This window comes from Psychrobacter sp. P11F6 (genome assembly GCF_001435295.1).
Lineage (GTDB): Bacteria > Pseudomonadota > Gammaproteobacteria > Pseudomonadales > Moraxellaceae > Psychrobacter.
Map to the genome: position 1 here is coordinate 697,160 of NZ_CM003594.1, position 16,089 is coordinate 713,248.

The 16,089-nt window shown below is 42.8% G+C and carries 14 protein-coding genes; 12 read left to right on the plus strand and 2 right to left on the minus strand.

Annotated elements, in window-relative coordinates; genetic code table 11:
* Window positions 1-21 precede the first annotated feature (21 nt).
* From AK822_RS02875 to AK822_RS02885, 3 genes are all read left to right on the plus strand, one after another.
* The gene (locus tag AK822_RS02875; RefSeq protein WP_060490508.1) at window positions 22-855 is read left to right on the plus strand and encodes a hypothetical protein; all 834 of its coding nucleotides are present in this window, start codon (window positions 22-24) and stop codon (window positions 853-855) included.
* Window positions 856-918: 63 nt separating this feature from the next.
* Window positions 919-1,803 (plus strand): NADPH-dependent 7-cyano-7-deazaguanine reductase QueF, encoded by an 885-nt coding sequence (queF, locus tag AK822_RS02880; RefSeq protein WP_060490509.1) that lies wholly within the window; start codon window positions 919-921, stop codon window positions 1,801-1,803.
* Between the two features lie 84 nt (window positions 1,804-1,887).
* Window positions 1,888-2,289 carry a lysozyme inhibitor LprI family protein gene (locus AK822_RS02885; protein WP_060490510.1) on the plus strand — a complete coding sequence of 134 codons (402 nt, stop codon included), beginning with the start codon at window positions 1,888-1,890 and terminating at the stop codon, window positions 2,287-2,289.
* Window positions 2,290-2,375: 86 nt separating this feature from the next.
* On the opposite strand, the gene AK822_RS02890 is transcribed toward AK822_RS02885, so the two are convergent.
* Window positions 2,376-4,094 carry a proline--tRNA ligase gene (locus AK822_RS02890; protein ID WP_060490511.1) on the minus strand — a complete coding sequence of 573 codons (1,719 nt, stop codon included), beginning with the start codon at window positions 4,092-4,094 and terminating at the stop codon, window positions 2,376-2,378.
* A 558-nt stretch (window positions 4,095-4,652) separates the two neighbouring features.
* Between AK822_RS02890 and AK822_RS02895 the strand changes: the two genes are divergently transcribed.
* Both AK822_RS02895 and AK822_RS14815 read left to right on the plus strand, forming a co-directional pair.
* A complete protein-coding gene (locus AK822_RS02895; RefSeq protein ID WP_060490512.1) occupies window positions 4,653-5,390 on the plus strand; it encodes a DUF4230 domain-containing protein in 738 nt (245 codons plus the stop codon).
* 168 nt (window positions 5,391-5,558) lie between these two features.
* On the plus strand, window positions 5,559-5,720 hold the full coding sequence (locus AK822_RS14815) for a hypothetical protein (protein WP_157292349.1): 162 nt from the start codon (window positions 5,559-5,561) through the stop codon (window positions 5,718-5,720).
* A 269-nt stretch (window positions 5,721-5,989) separates the two neighbouring features.
* On the opposite strand, the gene AK822_RS02900 is transcribed toward AK822_RS14815, so the two are convergent.
* Window positions 5,990-7,681 (minus strand): cryptochrome/photolyase family protein, encoded by a 1,692-nt coding sequence (locus AK822_RS02900; RefSeq protein WP_060490513.1) that lies wholly within the window; start codon window positions 7,679-7,681, stop codon window positions 5,990-5,992.
* Window positions 7,682-7,891: 210 nt separating this feature from the next.
* On the opposite strand from AK822_RS02900, the gene AK822_RS02905 reads away from it, so the two are divergent.
* The 7 genes from AK822_RS02905 (at window position 7,892) to AK822_RS02935 (ending at window position 15,933) form a co-directional block, all read left to right on the plus strand.
* Window positions 7,892-8,575, plus strand: a complete 684-nt coding sequence (locus tag AK822_RS02905) for a phosphoribosylanthranilate isomerase (protein WP_060490514.1) — start codon at window positions 7,892-7,894, stop codon at window positions 8,573-8,575.
* A 102-nt stretch (window positions 8,576-8,677) separates the two neighbouring features.
* Window positions 8,678-9,952, plus strand: coding sequence for a tryptophan synthase subunit beta (gene trpB / locus AK822_RS02910; RefSeq protein WP_060490515.1), 1,275 nt, complete (start codon window positions 8,678-8,680; stop codon window positions 9,950-9,952).
* A gap of 13 nt (window positions 9,953-9,965) precedes the next feature.
* The gene (locus AK822_RS02915) at window positions 9,966-10,709 is read left to right on the plus strand and encodes a hypothetical protein (RefSeq protein WP_060490516.1); all 744 of its coding nucleotides are present in this window, start codon (window positions 9,966-9,968) and stop codon (window positions 10,707-10,709) included.
* A gap of 38 nt (window positions 10,710-10,747) precedes the next feature.
* Window positions 10,748-11,572: a tryptophan synthase subunit alpha gene (gene trpA, locus AK822_RS02920; RefSeq protein WP_060490517.1), complete on the plus strand. Its 825-nt coding sequence runs from the start codon at window positions 10,748-10,750 to the stop codon at window positions 11,570-11,572.
* 269 nt (window positions 11,573-11,841) lie between these two features.
* Window positions 11,842-12,804 carry an acetyl-CoA carboxylase, carboxyltransferase subunit beta gene (gene accD / locus AK822_RS02925; RefSeq protein ID WP_205628071.1) on the plus strand — a complete coding sequence of 321 codons (963 nt, stop codon included), beginning with the start codon at window positions 11,842-11,844 and terminating at the stop codon, window positions 12,802-12,804.
* Between the two features lie 234 nt (window positions 12,805-13,038).
* Window positions 13,039-14,442, plus strand: coding sequence for a bifunctional tetrahydrofolate synthase/dihydrofolate synthase (gene folC, locus AK822_RS02930; RefSeq protein WP_060490518.1), 1,404 nt, complete (start codon window positions 13,039-13,041; stop codon window positions 14,440-14,442).
* 258 nt (window positions 14,443-14,700) lie between these two features.
* Entirely contained in the window at window positions 14,701-15,933 is a 1,233-nt protein-coding gene (locus AK822_RS02935; protein WP_060490519.1) for a LysM peptidoglycan-binding domain-containing protein, read from the plus strand.
* The last annotated feature ends 156 nt before the right edge of the window (window positions 15,934-16,089 follow it).

Genomic DNA, 16,089 nt, shown 5'->3' on the forward strand with positions numbered 1-16,089 from the left:
ATAAAAAGGTCTAGCTCTCATATGCAAATAACTCTATCAGTCGCCACCTCAATTCGCATCTGTATGGCGAGTGCATTGCTACTGATGCTATCGGTGCCTGCGCAAGCAGACCTGCCCAAAGCGGCGATGGATGACTATGTTTGGGAGGTACTAGACAAGCCCGTTTATCCTAACTGGGGTGAGAATTGCAGTAGTGAAGATGAGCGGATTTATCAAGATTGCTTAGATAAAAGCTTGATGATTTATAATCAAAGACTCATCAAGAAATGGGGTTTATCAGAATACATTTCTCGCAAGCTAAACAAGACTATCATAAAGGTACCAAATCATGACCTTATCATATTGATGGACGATTTTGCAGAAGGGGAAAAAGAGCTTAGATATGTTTATCTTTTAGACCATTATGATGCAGATAACAACTGGCTTTATTTATCTGGGCAAATATATGAGACTAACAATACAGTATTGATTGATTTAGATTCAGGCTTCAAGCAAGAGTTTGAAGGATCTCATTTGACGTTTTCACCAGATATGACTTATGCAGCTACGGTTAAAGTTGAGTTTCCAGGAGAAGAAAATGTCATGATCTGGAAAAAAGATAAGAGCGATGCTTACCAGTATGACGAAAAAAATAACAGGGATTACGATAAATTCCGACAACATTTAAAATTTTATAATGGTAGCGAAGATAGTCCAATGGTTCGCAAGGTAGAGGTTGAATGGATTACCAATGAGAGCTTATTGGTAGATTTCTATTTCAAAATGAACGATAGCGATACTGCTGCTTACCGAGTACGCTTTAACTATGTAAAGACAGATTCTGCATCAGACTGGCAAATGATTCCCATAAAATAGCCCATTGCTGTAAAATGACTGGTTTTTATTTCATTATATTTAAGCATGAAAGGTAAGTAACTTATGAGTATTCACGGTATCTTGGGTGAGCAAACCACTGACTATCCAACCGAGTATAGTCCAGAGACCTTGTATCCTATCGCTCGCAGTATGGGTCGCGATGTCATTGGCTGGCAAGACGATAAGTTAGTGGTTGGCATCGATTGGTGGCAGGCATTTGAGATGTCTTGGTTGAATCCGAAAGGACTCTCGCAAGTGGCTATCGCGCGTTTTGGTATTCCAGCCAGCTCGCCATTTATCGTTGAGTCAAAGTCACTTAAGCTCTATCTAAACAGTATCAACTTTACTGAATTCGCTAGTTGGAATGATGTGCAAGCGCTGATTGCTAAAGACTTATCAGCCTGTGTAAAAGCAGACGTGCAAGTTGAGTTGTTTGGCTTAAATGACGACCTGCATAATAAGACATCAGGATTATTGGTGGCTCAACCTGAGGGTGTTTGTATTGATGACGCGCTTGCTAATAGTAGCGAAAAAGTCGCATTGTGTGAGCATCCTGATGCGTCATTGCTAAGTAGTGATAAAGATTTAAACAGTAGCTCTATTTTAGAAAATACTGGCACTGAGCCTTATATTTTCTATTCTAATTTACTACGCAGTAATTGTCCGGTGACCAATCAGCCAGATTGGGGGACGTTGGCGGTTTCGATTACGACGGATAAGCCCATTAATACGGCTAATATACTGCGTTATATTTTAAGTTTTCGTCAGCATAATGGTTTTCATGAGCAATGTGTGGAGCAGATATTTGCTGATTTGAGTCAATACTATGAGCCAAGTGAGCTGATGGTTCGCGCTTGGTATACACGCCGAGGCGGTATCGATATCAACCCTTGTCGTGTGAGTGATATCCGCTTAATGCCACAGCCAAGCCGCTTGATTAGGCAGTAAATAAATATTAATTTTTAGCTTTCATTGATGCGCGTTCTTTTCTATACTCAATAAACCTTATTTTATGAATATTGAGATGCAGTTATGAATTTAAAAACCAGCTTTTCAACTGCTCTAGGGACTGCTACTTTGTCTCTAGCTACCTTGCAGTTGGCACAGGCTGCATTTGTGGAAAATCAATATAACTGTGAAGATGCTTATATGGAAGTGGCTTATGATTGTGGTAACGATGCGATTGTAGTCGAAAAAAATCGCCTTAATAAAATCTATATGAGCGTTTATCGTACTTTGAATAAGACACAACAACAGCAGTTGGATAAAGAACAGCGTATATGGTTAAAGATTCGCAGCGATAAGTGTGATTTTGACTACGAAGGTCCAATGAATAATTCTGTGGTATACGCTCAGATTAGCGCTAATGTTTGCACCGCTAATGAAACACAGAAACGTAGTAAGGCGATTGCCAAAAAATATAATATCAAATAACAATTTTCATTTTTTTAGAAGTAAAAAAAGCGCCTATCTCATTTAATGAGATAGGCGCTTTTTATGGCATAGTTTTTATTGAAAAACTATTTTCCGCTTACTTTTGCAATGACTTCTTCACGGCTCAGCATTTGCTTTTCTGTCTCACGGCGATTGACGTATTCGTACTGGCCTTCAGCCAAGTTACGGTCTGAAACCACGATACGATGAGGAATACCAATCAATTCAAGATCAGCAAACTTAACACCTGGACGCTCGTTACGATCATCAAGAAGCACATTGATGCCTTGTGCTTTTAACTCTTCATAGAGTGCCGTCGCTGTCTGCATGACGGTCTCTTCTTTTGACTTCATCGGTATGATAGCGACCTCAAAAGGAGCGATTGAATCATTAACCGTTGGCGTTTGTGGCCACATGATACCGTTTTCGTCGTTGTTTTGTTCGATAGCAGCGGCAATGATACGGCTCACACCAATACCGTAGCAACCCATCATTAGGGTCACAGGCTTACCATCTTCACCAGATACGGTAGCATTTAACGCTTGCGAGTACTTATCACCCAACTGGAAGATATGACCGACCTCGATACCACGTTTGATTTTTAGGCTGCCTTTACCATCAGGAGAAGGGTCGCCTTCTTGTACATTGCGTACATCAACGACACGTGTAATGCTCGCATCACGCGCCCAGTTCATACCAGTGGTGTGTTTATTGACTTCATTGGCACCGCATACAAAGTCTGACAAAGTTGCTGCCGAACGATCAACGAAGACAGGTATATCCAAATTAACGCCAATATAGCCTTTATGCAGACCAGCAGCTTTCAGTTCTTCATCAGAAGCCATTGTCAGCGGTACATTGGCCTCTTCGATTTTCTCAGCTTTGATCGTATTTAGCTGATGATCACCGCGTAATACGATAGCAATAAGCTGTGGCTCATCATTTTCGGTATGACCATGGACGATTAACGTTTTGACCGTCGTTTCTAATGGTAAGCCTAAATGTTCAGCAACCATTTTACAGCTGGTCATATTTTCCGTTAGGACGTCTTCGCGCGCCATTTTCGGTGGCTGGCGCTCAGCGGTGCTTACTGATTCGGCAAGCTCAACGTTGGCCGCATAATCAGAAGAATCAGAGAAGGCGATATCATCTTCGCCGCTGTCTGCCAACACATGAAATTCATGTGAAGCAAAACCGCCAATAGAACCAGTATCCGCTTGTACTGCACGGAAATCTAAGCCCAAACGGGTAAAGATACGCGTATAAGCGTCATACATATCATGGTAAGTCTTGGCGAGTGACGCTTGATCAACGTGGAACGAATAAGCATCTTTCATGGTAAATTCGCGTGCGCGCATCACACCAAAACGTGGACGAATCTCATCACGGAATTTGTTCTGAATTTGGAAAAAGGTGATTGGTAATTGTTTATAACTACGCAGCTCGCCTTGCGCCAGATTGGTGATGACTTCTTCATGAGTCGGACCAAGCACAAAGTCGCGATCATGACGGTCTTTGAAGCGCAATAGCTCAGGACCATAATCGTTAAAGCGTCCGGTCGTTTGCCAAAGCTCGGCAGGCTGGGTCATCGGCATGAGCACTTCTTGTGCACCAACTTCTTGCATCTCTTCACGAACAATACGTTCGACTTTTTGCAAGATGCGTAGCCCCATGGGCAACCAAATATATAACCCAGAAGCAATCTTTCGGATAAGACCGGCACGCACCATCAATTGGCTTGAGGCGATATCGGCATCACTTGGGGTTTCTTTTAGAGTGGCAAATAAAAATTGACTGGCTTTCATAAATAAAGCGTAACCTTATCAACGATAAAATAAATAAGAAATAGTAGGATATTGAGCGTGTGCTTTGATGGCCGACGCAAGCTTACCTTTGTATCACTTGGTAATAGTCTAGGACATGCCTAGCTAAAAAGTACTGCGACAAACAGTACATGAATAGAAAGTGCGTTCATAAAACGCCTTACAAAAAGGCTGGAACTTTTCATTTTGCATTAAAACGTCGATGTTGGCAGCGTCATACTTTACGCATAAAGACCAGAAAAATAGATGTACGCCAACATTTTGCTTATACAATCTGACTATGTTAGGTAAAGTTAGCCTAAGACGCAATGACTTTTTGTTTTTTCAGACAGAACGTGACTTAAACGAGCAAATGAGGTCACTACAACTCGATTATTTACCAGTTTTTAGGGTATTTATAGTAAATGGTAGTGCTAGTCATTATGTAGCGTATTGGTAGTTATTACTTGAAGTTGCTGCTCAAAAGTAGCATTTATCATTTAGACAGTTATTTGTTATACGTTTAATAAAAATAAATGATAAAACTCTGAGGGTGTTTATATGAATAATCCTGACAACCGATCTCCTATTAATAATGATGCGACTAACTCACAAGCGAAAAAACCCATTGCGATGATGTCGTGGATGATATGGCTCATCGGTTTAGCAGCTATCGTTTTTGCTATTTATAGTGTGCAGAATATAACCAAGGAAGAGCCGATAGAAACCATTACTCGTGAAGGCGTGGTCACACAAATCCAAAAATTGAATCGTTTGGAAACGGTGGCGTTCAGTGTCGATACCGTCATTACCAGTCAACGTCCTGGCAGTTGGATGAAGCTGTGGCAAGACGAGCAAAAGGGTTTGTTTATCGCGCGCGGACGAGTGGAGGCGGGGATTGATTTAAGTGCACTTACCCCTGAGATGGTACAAGTGGTGCAGCCTGAAATTAACGTCGATGAGGTACAAGAAGCGGGTGCCAATACGCCAGTCTCAGTGATGCCGCAAATCAATATTACCATCCCACCATCAGAGATATTTTCGGTTTATCTAGACGATATCGAGATTTATGATTGGCAGACGGGTGCTTTTGGCATGATGCAAGTCGATCCAAAAATCTTGCAACAAGCGCAAAGTATGGCAAAAAAAGAAGTACTCGAACGCGCTTGTCGTGGTGATGTCATGAACATGGCACTAGAAAATGCGCAAACCCAACTGCAACAGCTATTTTCGTTAACTGGTGCAGTAGTGACGGTAACGACTCAAGGTGCAGGCGCGTGCCAGATGCCAGTAAAATAATGCATACATAATTTTATTAGAGCCATAGACTAGATAGTCATACGTTAGCTTATTAATTGGAAACACTTAAAGTAACGCCATTTATATTGTATAGTAGAGCTTATCTATTATTCATAATCAACTTATGAATTTCGTTGGGAATATAACCCTACATAAAAGGTGGCGTATATGACAACTCTTAATAATAAACCGTCTTCTAAGCCTGAACGTCAGCTTAATAAGCGTCCTAAAACGAAAGAATCGCTTTCTTTTGCGACATGGGTGTTATTAATTATAAGCTTCACTTTATTAGCCTATGCTCTTTATGTTATCCAAACCCGTATATTATAAGCAGCCAGCTGATATTAGGGCGTGTCCTCAATTCAATCGATTACTTTCTAAATGGGCTAAAAATAGCTAAATTTTGCCAAACATCGTCAAATAGCTTCTTAATATCTCGATATTATGTGCGCTACTTTCCTTGTTTGACGGTAATTTATCTCATTTTTATCACCATTTTTGAAATGAAGACACGCCCTAGTAAGGGTAGATAATGTGAGTAAGATGCCATAGCTGAAACTCTTAGTAAATTGAGGTTTTAGTGTTGATATAATGCGTCGCTATTTTTTAAATTCAGCAATCGCTAATTGGCGAGCCGCTTTATGTTCGACCATCGGTAATGGGTAATCAATGTCAGCAAATTTACCGCCCTTTGCTAGTGCTTGACGCATTTTATCCTCGCTATGCAAGATGGTGGTAGGAATGGCTTTTAGCTCAGGCAGCCACGTCTTGATAAATTCGCCATCGGTATCGTGGGTTTTGGCTTGGCTAAAAGGGTTCATAATGCGAAAGTAAGGTGCAGAGTCGGTGCCAGTCGACGCGCTCCATTGCCAACCCCCATTATTGGACGCAAAGTCACCATCTATGAGCTGCTGCATAAAATAACGCTCACCTAATCGCCAATCAATCAATAAATCCTTGGTCAAAAACATCGCCGTGACCATTCGCAAGCGATTGTGCATAAAGCCCGTCGCATTCAGGCAGCGCATTGCCGCATCGACTAACGGCACGCCAGTTTTACCTATGCACCATGCCTCAAAATCGTCTTGATTATATGACCAATTAATCTTGCTATCGGTTTCCTTTTTATACGCTTGATGGCGTATTAATTCGGGCTTATAGTCTAAAACATGGCGATAAAAGTCACGCCAAGCTAGCTCACTTATCCAGCGGTTAATGTCGTTATTATCAGTGTTGTTAAAGCTATCCCCGCTGTCTAAGGTGTCACCGCCATTCCCATGTAATTCTCCCAGTGCTTTGCTCAATTGTAGGGTAGCTTGTAAGTAGCAAAGTCTTGGGCTGATTGCGCCAATAGTCAGGTAGGCAGATAGCTGACTGGTGGCATTTAAACTGGGTACATCGCGACTGATATCGTAGTTATCAATATCCTCAGCGATGAAGTCCTCTAAACGCTGGCAAGCTGCATCTTCGCCAGCAGGGTAGGCTGCCCGAGCGTGCTCAAGCTGTACGTCTATATCCATGGGCTCTAATAAACCAGCATTTTGCAGTGCCTTTTGATAATCTTCGACTACTTCTTTAGTTACTCTTTCTATATCTTCGATAGTAGCACTGGCGTTTGAGACTTCTAGTTTGACTTTAGTGTTGTCACTTATGGCGGATGCCTCATGCATTTGTATGGTGCTGATATCCAAGGTATGCCGCCATTTTTTATAAAATGGGGTAAACACCTGATACATGCTGTCATCGTTCGTGGTGATGGTTTGTGGTGGCAAGATACATTGATCATGCCAGCGGATAAATTCTATATCGTTGTTTGCAAGCTGTTTGGTTAATTGTTCATCACGCTTAATCTCATTGCCTTCGTACTCGTGATTTGCCATCACAGTGCTGATCTGGTTCGCGCTACAGATATCTAGCATCGCCTCAACACAGTCAGAAAAGCTTGGACAGAGCTGTACTGTTAAGTGGATGTTTAATTGTGTTTGCAGAGATTTGGCTAGGATAGGCAAGGTGCGTGCGATATGGTCGAGCTGTGTCAGCGACATGTCATGTGCTTGCCATTGTTCAGGCGTCACGAAGTAAATAGCGCTTACTGAGGCGTTATCCGCATTTGCCTGCTCGCAAAGCGCAGCTAGCGCGGTATTATCATGAACTCGCAGGTCACGACGAAACCACATTAGGTAATGCGCTGGATTTACGCTAGTGGCATCGGCGTTATTGTTGACATTGCGTGTTTCGGTGCTATCTGTGCTATCGGTGTTATGAGACGTTTCCGCCGCCGTTTTAGACATTCAACTATCCCTCTATTAATCAATCGCAATCATAAACAAAACTGGTAATAAAAGTATGCTAGGATAAGTTTTTGGATGCAATGGATTTACCATTCAATTAACAAATCCTCATATTTACGCTTTAGCGTTGGCAATTGACGTTTACTTGCCGTCAATGTAGCGAAGACAGTCTAATAATGTCGTACTGAGTGTTATATCTAAGGTCACATCATGCACGTTAAGTTTTGCGGATTTACCCAGCCTAATGATATTAAAATTGCCGCCCAGTTGGGTGTTGATGCGGTTGGCTTGGTATTTTATCCGCCCAGTCCACGCGCTGTTACTATCGAGCAGGCGCAATCGTTAAGTGCGTCTTTGCCAGCTTTTATAAGTATAGTGGCTCTAGTGGTGAATATGCCGCGCGCAGAGCTGATAGAATTAGCGAATCAGGTCGCTTTTGATATCATTCAATTCCATGGTGATGAAACACCAGAGCAATGTGCGCAGCTGGCCAGTGCGGTCAATAAACGCTGGATAAAAGCGCTGCGTATCAATGCTGACCAACACACCGCCACTAGCGTAAGTGCCGAGATTAATGAGTTTGCCGCCGCTGGCGCGAACAGTATCTTATTGGATGCTTACCATCCCCATAAATATGGCGGCACAGGGGCACGTTTTGATTGGAGTTTGCTACCGCAAGACAGCTCGCTACCTATTATTTTAGCGGGCGGACTGGATGCCGATAATGTCGCTGCCACTTTAGATTTGCCTATTTATGCGGTTGATGTCAGCGGTGGGATTGAGTCTGACAAAGGCAAAAAAGACGCTGCCAAAATGCGTGCCTTTATGAAAGCGGTAAAACGCGACCGATGGCAAAATGAGACGCTTGGCGAACCTTCGAATATCAGTAACTAGTTTTTTAGCCGTGAACTTTTTATCCGTTAAATAGCTAATTACTTGGAAAAATTTCCCCCTTATTTATCTTAAAAAATACCACTTATTATAGTAGGAATTATCATGAGTCATGTCGCGAGCAAAGATCTATCTACCACTGCTAAAGCAATCAACACCTTTACTAATCCAGAAAGCGTACAAGATTTCAATCAATATCCTGATGCCCGTGGACATTTCGGCGTGCATGGCGGTCGCTTTGTCTCTGAAACCTTGATGGCAGCACTAGAAGAGCTAGAAACGTTATATAACACAGTCAAAAAAGACCCTGCATTTTGGGAAGAATATCACAATGATTTGGTCAACTATGTCGGCCGCCCAACGCCTTTATATCATGCTAAGCGTCTCAGTGATGAGATAGGCGGTGCGCAGATTTATTTTAAACGTGAAGACTTAAACCATACTGGCGCACATAAAGTTAATAACACCATTGGACAAGCGCTACTTGCCAAAATGAGTGGTAAAAAACGTATTATTGCGGAAACTGGAGCAGGGCAACATGGCGTTGCGACGGCGACGATTGCTGCGCGCTTAGGGCTTGAGTGTATCGTTTATATGGGCGCGGACGATGTCGAGCGTCAAAAGATGAACGTCTATCGTATGCGTTTGCTCGGTGCAACGGTTGTGCCAGTGACTTCTGGTTCGCGTACCCTAAAAGATGCCATGAATGAAGCGATGCGTGATTGGGTTACTAATGTCGATAGCACCTATTATATTATCGGTACGGTTGCAGGCCCGCATCCTTATCCGCTACTCGTGCGTGATTTCCAAGCGATTATCGGTAAAGAAGCACGTATTCAGCATCTGCAAATGACGGGTAAATTGCCTGATGCCTTGGTCGCTTGTGTTGGCGGTGGCTCGAACGCTATTGGCTTGTTCTTTGATTTCTTAAACGATACTGACGTTAAAATGTATGGCGTTGAAGCGACAGGGGACGGTATCGAAACGGGTCGTCATTCCGCACCATTAGCTGCTGGTCGTATCGGTGTACTGCACGGCAACCGTACCTATCTCATGGCGGATGATGAAGGTCAAATTCAAGAGACGCATTCTATCTCAGCGGGTCTTGATTATCCTGGCGTTGGTCCTGAGCACAGCTTCTTAAAAGACATGAAGCGTGTTGAATATGTCGGCTGTACCGATAAAGAATCGCTAGAAGGCTTCCATGAAGTGACGCGCAAAGAAGGCATTATCCCTGCGCTCGAATCTGCGCATGCCGTCGCTTATGCATTGAAGCTAGCTAAAACGATGACCCCTGATCAAACGATTATTGTGAACATGTCGGGTCGTGGCGACAAAGATTTGCATTCAGTGATGAAGGCGGAAGGGATTGAGTTGTAAAAGGACGTTTTTTTTGAAGACAGATATGGTGGACTTAGTAAACTTAATAAACGATAGGTTTATTGAGTTTACAAGGGAGCAGGTATTTTCTAAAGAAACCGATGACTTTCTAGGCTTTGCTCAACAAAAATTTAAGCTAAATTCGAAAAATGATTGGAACGAAATTATTGCTTCTGAGGATATTTTAGAAGACTCTAATGAAGCCTTAAAAAGTTTTTTGAAGTTTGGTTTATCAGGTCCTACCAAATATAATGATTTGGGTGAGAAGTATCTGAGATTATATGGAGTTTTGAATGCTGTTTACCAACAGCAACAAGCTATTCTACATATATTTAAGCTATTCAATTGTCCAAATCCAAAATCTATAAAACAAGAATTCAATAATTTATCTATAACACAAGCTCGTCATAAGCTAGGTGCTCATAGTATTAATTATACTATCCAAGGTGATTCTGAGACTGAAATGTTTGTACCTGTTAGATTACAGTTCGATGATTATGAGCTGACATATTTTAACCCTAAAAATGACGAAAGTAATAATATTGACCTTAAGTTAACTATTGAAGAGCATAGCAAACTAATCTGTAAGACTTATTTATTGATAGCTAATAAAGTTATTAAGACAGTCTACAAGGGTAATATCAGTAAGCAGGAACAGGTATTATCTGGTTTCAATAATCTAGAAAAGGTTATGAATGGAGCATGGTTAGTACAAGGTCAAAATGGCGACACTATTATCAATATAAAATTTAAATAATAACTTGTCTGAAGAGATAGATAACTAAAGAGACCACTATGACCCGTATTGAAAGCACTTTTGAAACCTTAAAAGCACAAAATAAAAAAGCACTGATTCCTTATGTCATGGCAGGCGATCCTAATCCAAGTAACTTCGTTGGCTTGCTACATGACCTAGTGAAGCACGGCGCCGATATGATCGAAGTAGGCTTACCGTTCTCTGATCCTATGGCAGATGGCCCAGTCGTCGCTTTAGCTGGAGAGCGTGCATTAGCCGCAGGTACGAGTACACGTGATGCCCTAAAAATGGTCGCGGAATTCCGTCAGCAAGACACGCAGACCCCCATTATTTTGATGGGTTATCTCAATCCCGTGGAAATCATTGGCTATGACAACTTTGTCGCGCTATGTGAGCAGTCAGGTGTCGATGGCATCTTAATGGTTGATTTACCACCAAGCGAGGCGGGCAGCTTTACCCAGCATTTAACTGACCATTCGATGAATGAAATTTTCTTATTGTCACCAACCACTTTACCTGAGCGCCGTGAGCAAGTATTGACCCATTGCGGTGGTTATATTTATTATGTGTCATTAAAAGGCGTGACGGGTTCGGCAACGCTTGATACTGATGATGTTGCGACTCAAGTGCAAGCGATTAAAGCAGCGACTGATTTGCCAGTATGTGTGGGTTTTGGTATTCGTGATGCAACGTCTGCCAAAGCAATTGGAGCGCATGCGGATGGTATTATTGTCGGTAGTGCCTTGGTTCAAAATTTTGCTGATATAGATGCCAATGATAGCACTGCGGTTGCCGCGGCTCAGCAAAAAATCTTGGCAAAAATGGATGAGCTACGCGGTGCACTTGATAGTTTGAGTGCCTGAGTGAAATAAAGTTAAATTATCGTCACTTAAATCGTCATGGCAATATGAATAACAATGTTTATAAAGACAGGGTTAAATGACTTTGCTAAAGTTAGTTTACGTGTGTAAACTAACATCACATATAAATTGTTACAGTTTCACGTAAGCGTGCCTTATAACTGCGCTTTATAACTGCGAAAGTTATGAGAATATGTGACGATTAAACTGATCCTTATAAATCGATTCTTAGGGACAAGCGCATGAGCCAGCTTGTCGATAAGCCTTTGATAATGGCGAATAATATGACTGATACGATAATAAAACCTGATATGACGACTCTGAACCATACTGAAAAAAGCAACGCTGAGCCAAACGGTAATGCTGCTGGGCAATCGTGGTTTAATCGCCCGATACCGGGTATTAAACAGCAATTGACAGCGCCTTTGACAGCAGTAGAGACTGAACCGTCAACCAAGTGCAGTAATTGTCATTCGATGATTACCAATACGGCACTGATTTTTAACTGCTATGTTTGTCCGCATTGTGATCATCATTTACCGATGAGTGCTCGTGAGCGTTTAAACTGGCTACTCGATCAAGTAGACGGTGAGCTTGGGCAACAATTTACTGCCAAAGATCCGCTAAGATTTATGGATAGCAAGCCGTATCCGCAGCGTATGATAGAAGCACAAGATAAGACAGGCGAGTCTGAGGCACTGATTGTGCTGTATGGTAAGCTGCGCAATCTTGATATCGTTACTTGTGCCTTTGATTTCCGCTTTATGGGCGGTTCTATGGGCTCTGTAGTTGGTGACCGTTTCGTAGAGGCGGCTGAGAAAGCCCTTAAAGATAAAGTGCCCTTAGTCTGCTTTGCTGCCTCTGGCGGCGCACGTATGCAAGAAGGTTTACTGTCTTTGATGCAGATGGCTCGTACTGCCGCAGCGATTGAGCGTTTGAGAATTGCTGGCGTGCCATATATCGTTATATTGACCAATCCTGTTTATGGCGGTGTGACTGCGTCGCTCGCTATGTTAGGTGATATTCATTTAGCAGAACCAAAAGCCATGATTGGTTTTGCTGGTAAGCGTGTGATTGAGCAAACGGTTCGTGAGACGCTAGAAGAGCCGTTCCAGCGTGCTGAGTTTTTGTTAGAGCATGGCGTGGTCGATGAAGTGGTGCATCGTCATCAATTGATTGATACCATTTACCGTCTGCTAGCAAAGTTAAGCCGCATGCCTAATGTTGATGCCTAACTTGCTCATCGGCTTGACTAATGGATAACTGAGTTTAATATTCCACACGACTTATAATTAGTAGCATGATCAATTTTGCTGACTAACTAAGATCAAGCAATAGCATTTATCGTCAACAGCGGTAAATGCTATTTTTGCTTTTTGGGCAGGTAGTTATATACTGTCTCTACTTTCTTAATGAATGCTTTCTAATCCTCTATTTTTTATTCGAAAAATTATATATAGGTTCTATCCATGTCTGACTCTCTACTTTCTAACCCTAACACTCCCAACAAGCATTCTAGCTTGACCGAATGGCTCGATTATATGCAGCAGATTCATGTATCGGCAATAGACATGGGGTTGTCGCGAGTTCTGCCAGTTGCCGAGGCGTTAGGCGTGGTACAGTCAGCCAAAGATGATGCTTATGTATTCACGGTGGCAGGCACCAATGGTAAAGGCTCAACGACGGCTGTCATCGCGCAGATGTGCCAAGCAGCAGGTTATAAAACGGCTCTGTATCAATCACCGCATCTAAGTGTATTTAATGAGCGCGTGCGTATTAATGGCGAGATGGTCAGTGACGAGACGTTAATTGAAGCCTTTAGCAAGATAGAAGCAGCGCGATTAGTTTGTGAGCTGACCTTATCATTTTTTGAGATGACCACACTTGCTGCATTATTAATATTTGCCGAAGCAGACTGCGATGTTTGGGTGTTGGAAGTCGGGCTGGGTGGGCGCTTAGATGTGGTCAATATCGTTGATCCTGATATGGCAGTGATTACCAATATCGCTATCGATCATGTCGATTGGCTGGGTGACAATGTCGAAGATATTGGCCGTGAGAAAGCAGGTATCTTACGTGATGGTATCAGCGTGGTTTATGGTGCTACCGCGATGCCAGTCAGTGTGCAGCAAGCGATTGATAAGCATCAAGCAACTTGTTATCAAGTTGGGCAAGATTTTGATTATCGTGAAGTGGATGCAAGCGCTTGGCAATATAGCAATGCTGCGGTCACCATGCAATTACCGCGCCCAGCACTATCATTGACCAATACTGCCACTGCGTTATCAGCAGTGCTCGCAAGTTCGTTAAATGTCGATAGCACTGCTATCGAGCAAGCATTACAAACGGTAAGGCTCGCCGGTCGCTTTGATTATCGTGAGACCCACAATCGCCATTGGCTGTTTGATGTCGCGCATAACGAGCAAGGCGTTGAGTTTTTATTGGCGCAACTATTACCGCTTTGGCAACAGCATTTAACCAATCAAGACAGCTCTGATGCTCTCAATCAAAGCAGTAATCCAAATAGTAGCAAAAAAAATCAAACTACAGGAAAACCTGCCAGCATTAAAATGCTGTTTTCTATGTTGGGTGATAAAGATATCAATAAAGTCGTGCAGCATTTGACGATAGCGGGCTTACCGATTAGCGATTGGTATATCGCTGAGATTGATTATCCACGTGCTGCGAGCAATGAGCACTTGCAAGATATCCTATCAAGCTATGTCGACAATGCTCAAATACACGAATTTAAACGTTTATCAGAAGCGACCGATGCGGTTATCAATGCCAGTCAGCCGCAAGACCTCATCGTGGTATGTGGCTCCTTTCATACGATCGGTGAGGCACTGGCAGCACTGGCGGTTGATAATTAACATTAAAATTGTGCTTATTTAATGTTAATCTTAGCAGTAGCATGATGGCAGACAGTATGAAAAATATGCTTTATAATCAAAGTGATTTGGCAAGCTGCTCTATAATGGCATTAAACGCTTGGCATAACATTTAAAAACGGATGGACGCAACTGGTGGCAATGACACCTATCAAGGCTATTAAAACTATCTAAACACAGTTTTGAGACGGCAGTTGCGCCGCTCAATCAACCTTATTACCAACTAAGAGACGTAAACGGATGAACTTTTCGAGACAAGCCTTATTGGGCATTGGGATGATTATCGGCGGTAGCGTGATGCTATACGCCATGGTGCAACAGATTGGTGATAGTAATGAACCACAACCAGCGTCAGCAATGGTAGATAAGCCAAGCCCTGAGCAAGAGTCTCCTCAGCCGCTGACGACGGATATCGAGACTGAAAAACGTATCTTGGCAGAAAAACAAAAAGAGCGCGCTGCTCGTGTGGCTGAACAAGAAAAACGTGCCCAGCAGTTCTTAACTGAACAGGAAGCCGCTGAGGCGGAAGCATTGGCAAAAGCCCGTGCAGAAAGTCAGCAGTATATGGCCAGTAGTGCGGCAGCTGCTGAAGAGAGTGATAAATCCAAATCCGATGCGGAAAAAAATGACGCTACAACGCCAATAAAAAAGACTAGCGCTGCTGAGTCAGCTGAAAGTGAGACAAACACTGGCGACCAGCAAAAAGCTGCCCAAGCGCAACAAGAGGCTCAAAGGCAAGCGGCGATTAAAGAGCAGGCTGCAGCTAAGAAACTAGCAGATAGTAAAAAAGAAGCGGAAGCAAAAAGACAAGCGGATGCTAAGAAACAAGCGGATGCTAAGAAACAAGCGGATGCTAAGAAACAAGCGGATGCTGCGGCTGAGAAAAAACAAGCGGCAGCAGAAGCGGCTAAAAATGAGCCACCAAAATCGCCTTCTGATTATCAAGTCAAAAGAGGAGATGGGCTGATTAAACTGGCGCGGCAATACAATATGCCAGTAGAAGTATTGGCACAAGCGAATGATCTGTCACCGTCGACATCGCTACAACTGGGTCAAAACATCACCATTCCATCACGTAAGCAAGTAGAGCGATTAGCACGTGAAGCGGCAGCGGCTGAGCAGGCACGCGAAGACAAGCGTCAGAAAGAAGAGGCTTTAGCCAAAAAATCAGCGGATGCTAAACGTGAAGCACAGCAGAAACTCAGCGAAGCCCGTAAAGAAGTCAAAGAAACTGACGCTAAAGGCAGCTTTGGGGTGCAAGTAGCATTGGCAAACGATCAAGCCAAAGCTGACGAACTAGCAAAGAAATTTAAATCCGCAGGCTACCAAGTTAAGACCAGCCCTACCAGCCGTGGGGTTCGCGTCATCGTCGGTCCTGAGCGCGGTAAAGTGGCAGCGTTAGCGTTAAAAGATAAAATCAATAGTGATCCTAAGGTCAATACGACCAGTGCTTGGGTTTTATACTGGCGCTAAAATAGTGTGAAAATCACTATAATCGGATGACTGTTATTGCTAAATAAACAGCAGAGTCTTGGTTAGATTTTATTGTTTTATCTGATTTTTATTCAAACACGACATTTATTGTCGTGTTTTTTGTTTTAGTGTTTGCTGATTGGCGTAAGCTTAGCT

Excerpts from the sequence above, each read along its gene's own strand:
- AK822_RS02875 (WP_060490508.1), top strand. The coding sequence starts at position 22 with ATGCAAATAACTCTATCAGTCGCCACCTCAATTCGCATCTGTATGGCG.
- queF (WP_060490509.1), top strand. The coding sequence starts at position 919 with ATGAGTATTCACGGTATCTTGGGTGAGCAAACCACTGACTATCCAACC.
- AK822_RS02885 (WP_060490510.1), top strand. The coding sequence starts at position 1,888 with ATGAATTTAAAAACCAGCTTTTCAACTGCTCTAGGGACTGCTACTTTG.
- AK822_RS02890 (WP_060490511.1), bottom strand. The coding sequence starts at position 4,094 with ATGAAAGCCAGTCAATTTTTATTTGCCACTCTAAAAGAAACCCCAAGT.
- AK822_RS02895 (WP_060490512.1), top strand. The coding sequence starts at position 4,653 with ATGAATAATCCTGACAACCGATCTCCTATTAATAATGATGCGACTAAC.
- AK822_RS14815 (WP_157292349.1), top strand. The coding sequence starts at position 5,559 with ATGACAACTCTTAATAATAAACCGTCTTCTAAGCCTGAACGTCAGCTT.
- AK822_RS02900 (WP_060490513.1), bottom strand. The coding sequence starts at position 7,681 with ATGTCTAAAACGGCGGCGGAAACGTCTCATAACACCGATAGCACAGAT.
- AK822_RS02905 (WP_060490514.1), top strand. The coding sequence starts at position 7,892 with ATGCACGTTAAGTTTTGCGGATTTACCCAGCCTAATGATATTAAAATT.
- trpB (WP_060490515.1), top strand. The coding sequence starts at position 8,678 with ATGAGTCATGTCGCGAGCAAAGATCTATCTACCACTGCTAAAGCAATC.
- trpA (WP_060490517.1), top strand. The coding sequence starts at position 10,748 with ATGACCCGTATTGAAAGCACTTTTGAAACCTTAAAAGCACAAAATAAA.
- accD (WP_205628071.1), top strand. The coding sequence starts at position 11,842 with ATGGCGAATAATATGACTGATACGATAATAAAACCTGATATGACGACT.
- folC (WP_060490518.1), top strand. The coding sequence starts at position 13,039 with ATGTCTGACTCTCTACTTTCTAACCCTAACACTCCCAACAAGCATTCT.
- AK822_RS02935 (WP_060490519.1), top strand. The coding sequence starts at position 14,701 with ATGAACTTTTCGAGACAAGCCTTATTGGGCATTGGGATGATTATCGGC.